This is a genomic window from Paraburkholderia polaris (assembly GCF_012927345.1).
Classification (GTDB): domain Bacteria; phylum Pseudomonadota; class Gammaproteobacteria; order Burkholderiales; family Burkholderiaceae; genus Paraburkholderia; species Paraburkholderia polaris.
Map to the genome: position 1 here is coordinate 226,497 of NZ_JABBGJ010000006.1, position 13,540 is coordinate 240,036.

Consider the following 13,540-nt stretch of genomic DNA (forward strand, 5'->3'; position numbering starts at 1 on the left):
TGCGGTTTCTTCCTTTCCTTAAAAAATGGTGTTCTGCAGTTCGATGCGCTTGATATCGCCGACTACGAAGAGGTAAGACAGTGCGCCGAGCAGGGTGACGGCTGAGATGAAGGCCAACGCGTAGCCGAACGAACCCGTTGCGTTGACGATCAGGCCGATCACGAGCGGCGTGACGATCCCCGCTGCATTGGCGAACAGATTGAAGAGACCGCCGCTCAGACCCAGCAGGCCCTTCGGGGCGATGTCCGAGACGATCATCCACGCCAGCGCCGACATCCCCTGGGCAAAGTAGGCGACGCAAAGAATGGCGATGACGGTCGCGGTGGACTCGACATAATTCGCAAGGACAATGCTCGACGCAGCGAGCAGGCCCACGATGACCGGCAGCTTGCGCGACCAGTTGAGAGAGATGCCGCGGCGCAGCATGGCGTCGGAAATCCACCCGCCCGCGAGCGTACCCACCGACGCTGCGATGAATGGCAACACCGCGATCAGTCCGACCTTCAGCCACGGCATATGACGTTCGGTCACGAGGTAAGTCGGGAACCACGTCAAAAAGAAAACGTTGGTCGAGTTGCAGGCGAACTGGCCGAGACAGATACCGAGCATGCTGCGCCGCTTCAGGAGCGCGCCGATGTCGGACCAGCGGAAGTGCGTGGCCTGCTGGCTGCCGTCGACCACGCCGCCACCATCCGCAATGTAGTCGAGCTCAGCCCGATTCGCGCTCTTCGACTGATGCGGCTCGTGAAAGCGCATCAACCAGATGCCGCCGAACACGACCCCGACCGTGCCGACGATACCGAACAGCGCCCGCCATCCATATCGTTGTTCCAGCCAGAACAGCAAGGGACTCAGGAAAGCCAGACCAACGTATTCCGCGAACGTGTAGATGCCGGTCGCGCGGGCGCGCTCGCTCTGCGGGAACCAGATAGCGACCACCCGGCTGTTGGTTGGAAAACACGGCGCCTCGGCAATGCCGATCAGCAGGCGCATGATCAACAGCGATACAAAACCCGTCGCGAGGCCCTGCAAGCCCGTGAAGAGAGACCAGAGCGTGAGCGCGAAGAAATAGGTCCAGCGGGTTCCGACGCGGTCCAGCATCACGCCGCCGGGAATCTGGGACGCCGTATACGTCCACGAGAACGCTGAAAAGATCACACCCATCAGGGCCGGATTGAGGCCGAGTTCGTGACTCATGCTCGGTGCGGCAATGCCGGCGACGCTGCGATCCAGATAGTTGATCATCGTACCGACCGCCAGCAGCGCGAGTATGCCGAACCGGGCGCGGGTTCGCCGCGCGGTCGTGCCAACATCGATTGCCGCGACGCCAGACTGAGTTGCGTGATTCATCGTGTCTCCATCCTGTCTGCTCTTTGGCGCGTTTCGCAAGTCGCCTGCTATCCGTTTTCCCGTTGCCCGCCTCACGCGAGTTTCAGGTGGTGCAGCTTGTGCGCGTTACGCAATGCGGGAGTCGGGCTCCCGTTGAGCAGATACTAGATAGTTACCGCAAGCTTGTCGTATGCCGAGTTTCAGCTACCCTATAACTTTTGGTTAATATCTCCGGCTACGTGTTCTGGAGGACGCATGCGGTTCAAGCTGAGGCAGATGGAAGTGTTTCGCGCGGTCATGCTGACCGGGTCGATCAACGCAGCGGCGAAGATGCTCTATGTGTCTCAGCCGGCTGTCAGCAAACTCGTCTCCCACACCGAGACCACCTTGGGGCTGCGCCTCTTTGAACGCACGAAAGGCCGGCTTATACCGACAGCGGAAGCACAGGCGCTGTTCAGGGAAGTGGAGCAGGTCTATCAGGCGGCGCTCTCAGTCGATCAATTTGCGCGGGCGCTGGCGCTCGGGCCTGCGAGCCTGTTGCGTGTGTCCTGTAGCCCGTCGTTGGCAACGTCGATCGTCGCACCCGCAATCGTCGAGTTGAAACGGCAGCTGCCAGGGTTGAGCGTGGATTGGCACACCACCCTGATGGCCGACATGCCGCTAGAAGTGTTGAGCAAGGCCGTCGACGTGGCTATCACGTCAATGCCGATCGAACATGAACACCTCGACGTCGTGCCGTTCATGCGCGGCAGGATGGTCTGCGTTGTGCCGCCCGGCCACCGTCTCGCCGAACTCGAACCCATCGCGCTGGCCGACCTGGTTGGCGAACCGATGATTCTCTTCAGGCGCGACATTCCATTCGGCACGATGATCGCGCGCGCATGCCAGCAAGCCAGCGTAGAACTGGAATCCGTTGTGGATGTCACGCGCGCCGACCAGGCGCTGGCGCTTGTAAAGGGCGGTCTCGGGCTCGCCATTGTCGACGAGTTCGCCGCGGAGAGTCAGGGCTTCATCATACGTCCGCTGATCGAGGAACTCGAACTCGTCTCGACCTTTGTCTATTCAAAGTTCTCTCCTCCATCCCGCAACACGACGCTGTTGATGCATGCGGTCTACCAGCAGGCGCAACGCATTAACCGGCATATTCCAGGTGCGTCGCTGCCGGTGTGAGGCCGAAGTGCGTGGGTCGGTTCGTCCTCTCGCCCATGCGCTTCGGCGCAAGCGTTAGTGTGCCTGCGCGCGCAGACGTGCCGAGGTCGATTCGAGATCACGCCAAGCCGCTTGACCCGGCGCGTAGCGCACACGTATATAAGACGCGAGTTCGGCCATTTGCTTGTCGTCAAGCACATCCCGGAAGCCGGGCATATACCCCAGCGCATCCGTGGCGGGCTGATCGATCCCGTGTTGCAGCACCCGCAGAAGATTGTCGGGGGTGGCCTGTGCAACGCTTGTGTTCAGCCCCATCAATGGACGTACGCCGAAATGGCCGACGCCGCCCGATTCCGCGTGACACACCGCACACGACGTCTCGAAGATGCGACGGCCGTTCTCAAAGCCGAGTGTCGTCGTCGCGCCCGCGTCTGAGGCGCTCGCATGCGCGGCCGCAGCACGGGCGGACACCTCCGCGTCAACAGGTGGCGACAACGACGCGACGTAATGCGCTATCGCCCGCACGTCGGATTCCGGCAGCGTAGAGAGCCCGGCGACGACAGGTGCCATCGGCCCCGCCGCCACACCGTGTTCGGCAGAAAAGCCCGTGCGCAGATAGTCGAAGAGCGCAGCCTCGGACCATGGCACCGGCGCCGCACGTGAAGCCACCAAGGACGGCGCGTCCCAGCCCTCCGCGTTGCCGCCCGACAAATAGGCAAAACCGCCCTTCTCCGCGCCGATCGCATTGCGTGGCGTATGACACGCGCCGCAATGCCCCGCGCCGTCGACCAGATACTTGCCGCGATTCCATTGCGCCGAGCGGGTCTCGTCGGGGACGAACGGACGCGTGTCATGAAACAGCCAATTCCATCCGGCCACCAGCCGTCTTTGATTGAGCGGGAACGGCAAGTTGGTTTTCGGTGGCGCGTTTTTGACCGGCGCTTGCGACATCAGATAGGCGTAGAGCGCCATCATGTCGGGCTCGCTCATCTTGGCGAACGCGGTGTACGGAAACGCCGGATAGAGATGCGAGCCGTCGCGCGAAACGCCTTCGCGCATCGCCCGCGCAAACGCTTCATATGACCAGGTGCCGATGCCGGTCTGCGCATCGGGCGTGAGATTGGTTGAGTAGACGGTGCCGAACGGCGTGTCGAGCGCGAAGCCGCCCGCATTGGTCTTGCCGCCCGGCGCGGTATGGCAGACCGCACAATCGCCTGCGGCGGCGATCTGACGGCCGCGTTCGAGCGTGGCCGGCGACCACAGCGAGGTATCGATGGACGCAATCGGTGCGATCGGCGCCGGTCCCGGCAGGACCGAGCACGCTAGGCCGATCAACCCACCTATCACGCCGCCGATACCGCCCCCCGCCGTCCAGCGCCGCCAGCGCGACGGACGGCGCAGTGCGGCAGGCGCCGCGGCAAGTGTGGCAGAAGGTGTGTCGGCCAACGCGCGGCGGATGCGCTCTGCGTCGAACGGCGGCGCACGAAAGCGCACACCGGTTGCATCGAACAACGCGTTCGCAATCGCGGCAGCCGCGGGCGCCGCAGCACGTTCAATCTTGTCGACCTCCTCGCTCGTGAGGACACGCGCCGTATCGGTGGAAGATTCGCTCAGCGCTTTGCTCGCCGCGCTCAGTTCATGCGACACCACGGCGTCATCGTTCGCGGAGCCCGTTTCGTCGTGGGCTGACCGGGCGAGAAAGCGCACGCCGGTCGAGCGCTCGATCGCATCGGCCACCTGCCATGACGGCAAGCCCGACATCTGCGCGGCACCCGGCTCGCCCGTGCCCCGGCCCGCGACCACTCGCCGGATCGTGACGTCGCCGGTTTCACGATTCACATCGACGTCGACGACCCACGCCGTCCAGCTATCGGCGTTCGAATTCGGCGCGCCCATCGCAACGTGCACAGGCAAACTGCCCGTCGGATCCGACGATCGCGGCACGCTCTGTTCAAGCCCTTCGCCGTCGAACGCGAAGCCGCGGCCGCGCACCCAGGGCGACGCCGGTTCAAGCGGCGCCGCAAGCGGTCGGCCCCACGCGGCGCGCTCGGTCACCATGCGGATGGTTTCGCGCGCGCCGCCGTCGCGCTGCGCGTCGAGGTGCTGCAAACGCAGCGCGACGGGATCGCGTTGCAGTGCATGGGCGAGTTCATCGATGAACGATTCGCGGGCAAACGCATGCGCCTGAGCAGGAATCGTCTGAGCCGCGGAAGCTTCGACCGCGACAGATGCCTGAGCATGCCGGTAGACCAGCAAGGGCGCGCCGGGCGGGACGTGATCGTCGAGCGATGAAGCCTCTTTACGCTCCATGCTCGCGCGGTATTGCCACGTCGTCATCGTGCCGTCGCGCTCGTGACCGGCTTCGACCATCAAGTCCGCATAGGCCACCGCGGCTGCGTCGCCGGTCTGCGTTCGCATGGGCCACTGATAATGTTCCGAGCGGTGAAGCGCCGGGCCCGATGTTTCCCTCTCGACAGACAGCGCACGCGCAGGCTCAGGCCCACGTTCATCGTCACGCACCGCCACGATGTCGTCATCGTTCTGATTCATGCGCACCTTCATCCCGCAGATATTGCGCAGCGCGACGTACCGCGTTGACGATTTCGAAGTGCGTGCCGCATCGGCACAGGTTGAAGCGCAGCGCATCGCGGATCGCGTCGTCGTCAGGCATCGGGTTGCGGTCGAGCAGCACCTTCGCGCTCATGATCATCCCGTTCAGGCAGTAACCGCACTGCGCCGCCTGTTCGTCGATGAATGCGCGCTGCACCGGGTGCAGCGCGTCGGGCGTCCCGAGTCCTTCGAGCGTCGTGACTTCGCGCCCGATCGCAACACTCGCAGGGACCACACACGAACGCGTCGGCTGGTTATCGACGATCACCGTGCACGCGCCACACTGCCCGAGTCCGCAACCGTACTTCGGTCCATTCAATTCGAAGTCGTTGCGCAGTATGTACAGCAGTGGCGTATCCGGCGTGGCGCCCTCAACGGTGCGGCGAGTACCGTTGACCGTGAGTGTCAGCGGACCGGCGGGCGGACTCGAATGCGCCATATCTGAGCCTGTTCACAAATGAAAGGAAACGACGTTACACCGGATACGCGCGGCACGCTCCTGCGGCCACACCGCGCGACTTCCCCACCGCGTGCGTGCCGCTCAAGCCGACACGATTTCGGCGGCCGGCGACACGAGCGGTACGTTGAAAACATCGTACCCAAAGACCCATGACGGATCTTCATTCGTACGCAGCCACGTGTTGTTGTGCGAGACAAGTTGCACCTTCGACGCACGGGTCGCACGATTCGCTTCGTACAGGGAGAAGGCACCCGCGTAGTCTGTCGCCCCCACTTCGTCGAGACAGCGCGTCAACATCGCCGCGTCTTCGATCGCCATCGCCGCGCCCTGTGCCATGTGCGGCTTCATCGGATGGCATGCATCGCCGAGCAACACCAGACGGCCACGGCTCCACAACGGCAGCGGATCGCGCTCGAGCAACGGCCATTTCGTAATGGACGGCGACACGTCGATCAGATTCTGCACGTCCGGATGAAAACCCGCGAACGCTTCGCGCATTTCTTCGCGACTGCTCTCCATCATCGACACACCCGCGGGCCACTCGGCCTGCGGCACGCCCGTGACGTAGTAGTACTCGTCGCGCGCCTCGGTCACGTAGTAGACCATCATGTGACGGTCTTCCGACCACCACTTCACACACATGTCATACGGCTTGTGGCCGAGCAGCGACGCGGGGAAGACCGCGCGATGCGCAACATAGCCGGTATAACGCGGCGGTTCGGAACCCAGCAGGTGATCGCGGATCTTCGAGTTGACGCCGTCCGCGCCGATCACGATGTCGGCCGTCTCCACGGAACCGTCCGCGAAGGTCATGCGCACGTCGCTGCCGGTGTCCTCGACCGCCTTCAGGCATTTGCCGAAGACGATCGTGCCGGGCGCCACCGCTCCGGTCATCAGCGCATGGAAGTCGCCACGATGGACCGTCAAATAGCTCGCACCGTAGGTCTTGAGCGCGTGATCGCCGAGCGGAATCTGCGAGATCGCTTCGGCCGTTTTCCAGTCACGGCTGTACCAGAAGTCGGGGTGCGATCCCATCACATTCAGCGCGTCTTCGCAGCCGATGCGACGCATGATCTTCATCACATTCGGCCCTAGGTGAATACCCGCACCCAGGCGCGAAAACGCCTGAGCCTGCTCGTAGAGCCTGACTTCATAACCACTGCGTTGCAACAAGGCGGCAGCCGCCGTGCCGCCGAGGCCTGCGCCGATGACGGCGATACGGGTTTTTCTCATGATTTCCTCCTGTTCGTGCGTCCGCCCAGCGACATGCTTCGACGGTCCGGTTGAAAACGATGAAATGTAGCGTACACATTATAAATTCCTTCGACAACAAAAATTTTTACTGCACGTCAGATCGTCACTTTCCCGTCTATATACGTGCATTAGCCGTCCAATTTCGATGTCGGCGCGGCTCCTTATTTTTATTCTGTTGAATTTTTATAACGTACACACTAGACTTTGCTTCAACGTGCGGCACCCTTCGCAGTCGCGAGGCGCCGGGCATCATCCACATTGACCGGAGAGCATCACAATGACCAGGACATACCGGATCGGCCAGATCGTGCCGAGCTCGAACACCACGATGGAAACGGAGATTCCGGCAATGCTGCGGCTGCGCGAGGCGATCCGTCCGCAGCGCTTCACTTTCCATTCGAGCCGGATGCGCATGAAGAAGGTGGTCAAGGAAGAGCTGGCGGCGATGGACGCCGAGTCGGATCGCTGCGCACTCGAGTTGTCCGACGCGCGCGTCGACGTGCTCGGCTATGCCTGCCTCGTCGCGATCATGGCCATGGGTCACGGCTATCACCGCGTGTCGCAAGCGCGCCTGACCAAGCGCACCACGGAAAACGGCGGACAGGCGCCGGTTCTGACGAGCGCCGGCGCACTCGTCGATGCACTTCGTGTCATCGGCGCCAAACGCATCATTGTCGTGGCGCCGTACATGAAGCCGCTGACGGAACTCGTGGTCGACTACATCCGCCACGAAGGTTATGAAGTGATCGACTATCGCGCGCTCGAAATTCCTGACAACCTGGACGTGGGCCGCCACGATCCCGCACGCCTGCCCGACATCGTCAAAAGCATGCCTTTCGAGCAGGCCGATGCGATCGTGCTGTCCGCCTGCGTACAGATGCCGTCGCTGCCGGCGGTCGCCAAGGTCGAGGCCATGACGGGCAAGCCGGTCATTACCGCCGCGATCGCCACCACCTACGCGATGCTGCGCGAACTCGATCTCGAACCGATCGTGCCGGGCGCGGGCGCCCTGCTGTCGGGCGCTTACTGACCGCCGCCAGCGCAAAGGACGCCACTATGACTACCTTCCTGTATGGCGCGAACGTCGCGGCTAACGGCATCCGCCAGCACTATTTGCGCTACGGCGGCGCCGATGGCGCACGCGCGAAACGCCCCGCCATCGTCCTGATTCCGGGCATCACCAGTCCGGCGATCACGTGGGGCTTCGTCGGCGAGGTGCTGGGCCGCACGCACGACACCTATGTGCTCGACGTGCGCGGCCGCGGCCTGTCGTCGGCGTCGCCGACGCTCGACTACAGCCTCGACGCGCAAGCCGCCGACGTGGCCGCGTTTGCGGCGGCGCTCGGCCTGCGTGAATTCAGCCTGGTCGGCCATTCCATGGGCGCGCGGATTGCCGCGCGTGCGGCGCGGCGCGCGCCGCGCGGACTCGCATCGGTTGCGCTGATCGATCCGCCGGTTTCCGGGCCTGGCCGCCGCGACTATCCAGGCAAGCTGCCCTGGTATATCGATTCGATGGCCCTCGCGCGCGCCGGCACCGACGCCGAAGGCATGCGCGCCTTCTGCCCGACCTGGACGGAAGCCGAGCGTCAGTTGCGCGCCGAATGGCTGCATACCTGCGACGAGCGCGCGGTGTTGGCCTCCTATGAAGGCTTTCACACCGACGATTTCCACGCCGACGCCGCCCGTCTTACCGTGCCGTCGCTGCTGATGACCGCGCAGAACGGTGACGTGGTGCGCGACGACGACGTCGTCGAATTGCAGCGCGCCACGCCGGCGATGTTGCACGTGCGCGTGCCCAACGCCGGCCACATGATTCCGTGGGACAACGCTGCCGGCTTCTACGCCGCGTTCAGCGACTTCCTCGGCGCGCCGCTCGTCTACTGACCGTAAAAAGGAACCGTCGATGCCAGTCAGCGACTACCAATTGATCGAAGCGTGGAAGGAAGTCCTCACGCTGTCCCGCCTCGAGCGCGGCCAGACCGTCACGATCCTGACGAGCCCTGCCACGCATCCGCAGACCTTGTCGTGCGCACTCATCGCGACGCAATCGATGGGCGCGATCGTCAATCGGCTCGATCTGCCACCTGTGAACGGCGAGAAAGCATTTAGCCGCGATTCGCTCGCGTATCTCGGCACCACGCCGCTCACCGGCAACGGGCCAGCGATCGCCGCGCTGAAGGCGAGCGATCTCGTGCTCGATCTGATGACACTGCTTTTCTCCCCGGAGCAGCACGACATCCTGAAGTCCGGCACGAAAATCCTGCTGGCCGTCGAACCGCCCGAGGTACTCGCGCGCATGGTGCCGACCCAGGCTGACCGGACACGCGTGCTGGGCGCCGCGAAGCGCATTTCCGCCGCACGCGAAATGCGTGTGACGTCGCCGGCTGGCACATCTCTCGTGTGCCCACTCGGCGAGTTCGGGCCGACCGCCGAATATGGTTTCGTCGACGAACCGGGTCGCTGGGATCACTGGCCGAGTGGCTTCGCGCTCACCTATCCGAACGACCGGACCGCGCACGGCACGATCGTGATCGATCGCGGCGACATCCTGCTGCCGCAAAAACGCTATGTGAGCGAGCCGATCGTGCTGACCGTGGAGGGCGGCTATGCGACGAAGATCGAAGGCGGTGTCGATGCCGCCTTGCTGCGCGACTACATGGAAACCTTCAACGACCCGGAAGGCTATGCGATCTCGCACATCGGCTGGGGTCTGCAGCCGCGTGCGCGCTGGTCAACGCTCGGGCTCTACGATCGCGAAGCGACCATTGGCATGGATGCGCGCGCCTTCGAAGGGAATTTCCTGTTCTCGCTCGGCCCGAATAACGAAGGCGGTGGCAGCCGCACGACCACCTGCCACATCGATATTCCGTTGCGCCACTGCACCGTATTGCTCGACGATGACGTCGTCGTGCGCAACGGCCGCGTGATCGAACCGATCGAACCGACTCTCTGAGACCTGATGCGATGAACGCTCCTCAAACACACGCCGAAACCCATGTGTATCAGCAGCAAGGGTTCGGCACACCGCTGCCGGTGCACGGCAATATCGGCTTGTTGATCGTCGATTTCGTCGTCGGCTTTGCCGATCCGGCGACATTCGGCGGCGGCAATATCGCGCCGGCGATTGCGCGCACCGTTGGGGCGCTTGCACACGCACGCGCCGCCGGCTGGCCGGTCGCGCACAGCCGCATCGTCTACGCGGCGGACGGCAGCGACGACAACGTGTTCTCGCTGAAAGTGCCGGGCATGGCGACGCTCACCGAAGACCATCCGAATAGCGCAATCGTGCCGGAACTGACACCCGTGAAAGGCGAACTGGTGGTACGCAAGACCGTACCGTCCGCGTTCTTCGGTACGCAACTCGCCCCATGGCTCACGCAACGCGCAGTGCAGACGCTGCTCGTGGCCGGCGCGGTGACGAGTGGTTGTGTGCGGGCAAGTGTTGTGGATGCGATGTCGTATGGGTTCCGGCCGCTCGTGTTGTCGGACTGTGTGGGCGATCGGGCAATCGGCCCGCACGACGCGAGTCTGTTCGACATGCAGCAGAAGTACGCGGCGGTGATGCCGCTCGCGGACGCGTTGGTCGCGATTGAGCAACGCGTGCGTTGACGCACAGGCGTGGTACACATCCTGGGACCCTGTCTGTGAACCGATCCGAACTTCTTGCACGCGCCGGCCGTCTCGCCGTGATCCGTCGACCGATCGCGCCTGTCAGGCCTGCCGCTGGGCAGCCCGGCAGTCTCTCGACCTACGTGCCGGACCTGCCCGAAGTTTTCGTCGCGATACTCGATGATGGGCGAATTCTCGCATTCAACGGCCACGTCGATCTCGGTACGGGCGTACGCACCTCGCTCGGGCAGATCGTGGCGGAAGAACTCGACGTGCCGGCGAAGCGCGTCGAGATGCTGCTTGGCGACACCGCTGCGACGCCGAATCAGGGTCCCACCATCGCGAGCGCGACAATCCAGATTTCGGCGGTGCCGCTGCGATGCGCGGCGGCGCAGGCGCGCCGCGCACTCTTCGAACTCGCCGCGCAGCACCTTGGCGTCGGCATCGATCAGCTTGCAACCGACGACGCGCAGATTTTTTGCGCCGCTAACCCAGATGACGCACGCGTGACGTTCGCCGAACTGATCGCTGGCCGCAGCATCACCCTCGAACTCGACACCAGCACGTCCGTGAAGGATCCGTCGACGTACCGACTCGTCGGGCGTTCGTCGCCGCGCGTCGATCTGCCCGCGAAGGCGACGGGTGCGTTGACCTTCGTGCACGACATGCGCGTACCCGGCATGCTGCATGGGCGAGTCGTGCGTCCACCTTATAGCGGGATCGATAGCGGCGCCTTCGTCGGTACGTCTTTAGAGCGGGTTGACCGCGAATCCATCGCCCATATTGCCGGCGTACGAGAAGTGGTGGTGATCGGCGATTTCGTCGGCGTCGTGGCCGAGCGCGAAGAACAGGCGATTCGTGCCGCCCGCGAGTTGCGCGTCAAATGGAAGCCGCTGCCGCCGCTCGATTCTCTCGATGACCCAGGCGCTGCGATCTCAGCGGCGCCTGCAAAACACCGGCCTCTGCTGGAAGAAGGCGACGTCGAATCGGTGCGCGGCCTACCTGGCACGATCACGCTGTCACGCACCTACGTGTGGCCTTATCAGATGCACGGCTCGATCGGTCCGTCGTGTTCGGTGGCCGACTACCGCGAGCCTGGCAACGGACGCATCACCGTCTGGTCGGGTACGCAGAACCCGGTCTCGCTACGTTGCGACCTCGCGACGCTCATGCAACGCGACGAAGCCGACATCGACGTCGTCCGCATGGAAGCGGCCGGCTGCTACGGACGCAATTGTGCCGACGACGTCGGCGGCGACGCGCTGTTGCTTTCGCGCGCGGCCGGTGCACCGGTGCGCGTGCAGCTCTCGCGCGCCGACGAGCATACGTGGGAGCCGAAAGGCTGTGGCCAGGTGGTGAACGTCACGGGCACGGTGAGCGACGACGGCCGTCTGCTTGGTTACGACTTCGTGGCGCGTTATCCATCGAACGATGCGCCGCTGCTCGCATCGCTACTGACGGGCGCCATCGCTCCGCAAGCGCGCGTCTTCGAAATGGGCGACCGCACCGCCGTCTCGCCGTACGAAAGCCCGAACCGCCGTTTCGCGTGCGACGATCTCGCGCCCATCGTGCGTTCGTCATGGTTTCGCGGCGTCTCCGCGCTGCCCAACTCGTTCGCGCACGATTCGTTCGCCGATGAAATGGCGACGCTCACGGGCTGCGATCCCCTGGCATTTCGTTTGCGCCATCTGAACGACACGCGCGCCGCCGAACTGCTCGAAGCGGTGGCCGCGCGCGCCGGGTGGAAGCATCGCAAGCGCGGCAGCGAGGCGGCTGATGAGCGCTACGTGCGCGGACATGGCCTCGCTTACGCGCGTTACGTACACAGCCGCTTTCCGGGCTTCGGCGCGGCGTGGTCGGCGTGGGCTGTGGAACTCGTTGTGGATCGCGTGACCGGTGACGTGCGAGTGGAGCGCATCACGGTCGGCCAGGACACCGGCACGATGATCAATCCGGATGGCGTGCGTCACCAGATTCACGGCAATGTGATCCAGGTATTGAGCCGCTCGCTCAAGGAGCGCGTGCGATTCGCCGACGGTAAGGTGGCGAGCCGCGAATGGGGCAGCTACCCGATCCTGACGTTTCCCGAGTTGCCGGCCGTCGATGTCGTGCTGATGCCGCGCCAGGGCGAACCGCCGCTAGGCGCGGGCGAATCGGCCTCTGTGCCAGGACCCGCCGCGCTCGCGAATGCGATCTACGACGCAACGGGCGTGCGCTTCGTGGCCCCGCCGTTCACCCCGGAGACCGTGCGCGAAGGCTTGCGCGCCGCCGGCAAGCTGATGGCGGCTGAGCAGGCGTACGCGGCAGGCAACTAGCGGCAAGGTGACGGCGGCCTGAGCGACCTACTCGCCGTCCGACTCCATCATCTTGCGCAGCAGAAACAGCATGGCAACGCGCTCGCCCGCATTCAGCGCGCCATAGGTGCGCTCCGTGACCTCCTTCGCGAACGGCACGGTGCGCTCGATCAGCGCAAGGCCCGCCGCGGTCGGACGCACGACGAGCTTGCGTCCGTCGTTCGGGTCGGCGCTCACCTCGATCAACGCGCGCGCCTTGAGGCGTTCGACGACGCCGCGAATCGTCGCCTGATCGATCGCGGTCGCTTTGACGATGTCGTTCAGCGAGCACGGTTGCTGCTCTTTGACAGCGCACAGCGCGACGAACTGCGCGGCGGTCAGATCGGAATCGGGAATCGCTTCCTGAAAAATCGCGACGTGACGTTGATACGCGCGGCGCAGCAAATGGCCGATCTGATCGTGAAAGTCGTAGGAATCCTTGTGCGACGCCATAAGGGAGATAGCCGGATTGGCCTGAAGACGAAAGAGAAAGAGTGTACACCCTCCAACTGCACCCTCAATACGACATCGATCAAGCATTCACATCGTGCGGCTTTTTTGTAGCTAATACGCTCTACATTTTCCATGCACTTTCACCGTGCACAAACCATCTTTGCAGGTGCAATAAGGCACCTATCACGCCCATTTTTACGACGAATCAAGCGACTTAAGGAAGAAAATCGATGACCTCCAACCAGGGTTCTTACCACCCTGCGTTTTAGAGTGTATACGCTATGTTTTTAGCGTGATACACAGACATCTGCAAGCAGAGTGCGAACGATCTTTGTCGCACGAC

Annotated in this window: 11 protein-coding genes; 6 read left to right on the top strand and 5 right to left on the bottom strand. The window is 63.6% G+C overall.

Annotated elements, in window-relative coordinates; genetic code table 11:
- Positions 1-18: 18 nt before the first annotated feature.
- The gene (locus HHL24_RS07685) at positions 19-1,350 is read right to left on the bottom strand and encodes an MFS transporter (RefSeq protein ID WP_169484899.1); all 1,332 of its coding nucleotides are present in this window, start codon (positions 1,348-1,350) and stop codon (positions 19-21) included.
- Positions 1,351-1,584: 234 nt separating this feature from the next.
- Between HHL24_RS07685 and HHL24_RS07690 the strand changes: the two genes are divergently transcribed.
- Complete coding sequence (locus HHL24_RS07690) at positions 1,585-2,499, top strand: LysR family transcriptional regulator (protein WP_169484900.1); 915 nt, start codon at positions 1,585-1,587, stop codon at positions 2,497-2,499.
- Between the two features lie 54 nt (positions 2,500-2,553).
- On the opposite strand, the gene HHL24_RS07695 is transcribed toward HHL24_RS07690, so the two are convergent.
- The 3 genes from HHL24_RS07695 to HHL24_RS07705 all read right to left on the bottom strand — a co-directional run bounded on the left by HHL24_RS07695 (position 2,554) and on the right by HHL24_RS07705 (position 6,781).
- The gene (locus tag HHL24_RS07695) at positions 2,554-4,896 is read right to left on the bottom strand and encodes a c-type cytochrome (protein WP_206002757.1); all 2,343 of its coding nucleotides are present in this window, start codon (positions 4,894-4,896) and stop codon (positions 2,554-2,556) included.
- A gap of 115 nt (positions 4,897-5,011) precedes the next feature.
- The gene (locus HHL24_RS07700; protein ID WP_169484902.1) at positions 5,012-5,527 is read right to left on the bottom strand and encodes a (2Fe-2S)-binding protein; all 516 of its coding nucleotides are present in this window, start codon (positions 5,525-5,527) and stop codon (positions 5,012-5,014) included.
- A 102-nt stretch (positions 5,528-5,629) separates the two neighbouring features.
- Complete coding sequence (locus tag HHL24_RS07705) at positions 5,630-6,781, bottom strand: FAD-dependent monooxygenase (protein WP_169484903.1); 1,152 nt, start codon at positions 6,779-6,781, stop codon at positions 5,630-5,632.
- 298 nt (positions 6,782-7,079) lie between these two features.
- On the opposite strand from HHL24_RS07705, the gene HHL24_RS07710 reads away from it, so the two are divergent.
- Genes HHL24_RS07710 through HHL24_RS07730 form a run of 5 tightly spaced genes read left to right on the top strand, consistent with a single transcriptional unit; the run spans position 7,080 to position 12,726 of the window.
- The gene (locus tag HHL24_RS07710) at positions 7,080-7,832 is read left to right on the top strand and encodes a maleate cis-trans isomerase family protein (RefSeq protein WP_169484904.1); all 753 of its coding nucleotides are present in this window, start codon (positions 7,080-7,082) and stop codon (positions 7,830-7,832) included.
- Positions 7,833-7,858: 26 nt separating this feature from the next.
- Positions 7,859-8,686 carry an alpha/beta fold hydrolase gene (locus tag HHL24_RS07715; protein ID WP_169484905.1) on the top strand — a complete coding sequence of 276 codons (828 nt, stop codon included), beginning with the start codon at positions 7,859-7,861 and terminating at the stop codon, positions 8,684-8,686.
- Between the two features lie 19 nt (positions 8,687-8,705).
- Positions 8,706-9,755: a M29 family metallopeptidase gene (locus tag HHL24_RS07720; RefSeq protein WP_169484906.1), complete on the top strand. Its 1,050-nt coding sequence runs from the start codon at positions 8,706-8,708 to the stop codon at positions 9,753-9,755.
- Positions 9,756-9,766: 11 nt separating this feature from the next.
- A complete protein-coding gene (locus tag HHL24_RS07725; protein WP_169484907.1) occupies positions 9,767-10,411 on the top strand; it encodes an isochorismatase family protein in 645 nt (214 codons plus the stop codon).
- A 35-nt stretch (positions 10,412-10,446) separates the two neighbouring features.
- Positions 10,447-12,726: a xanthine dehydrogenase family protein molybdopterin-binding subunit gene (locus HHL24_RS07730; protein ID WP_169484908.1), complete on the top strand. Its 2,280-nt coding sequence runs from the start codon at positions 10,447-10,449 to the stop codon at positions 12,724-12,726.
- Between the two features lie 27 nt (positions 12,727-12,753).
- Here HHL24_RS07730 and HHL24_RS07735 read toward each other — a convergent pair whose 3' ends face one another.
- A complete protein-coding gene (locus HHL24_RS07735) occupies positions 12,754-13,197 on the bottom strand; it encodes a MarR family winged helix-turn-helix transcriptional regulator (protein ID WP_169484909.1) in 444 nt (147 codons plus the stop codon).
- Positions 13,198-13,540 lie beyond the last annotated feature (343 nt).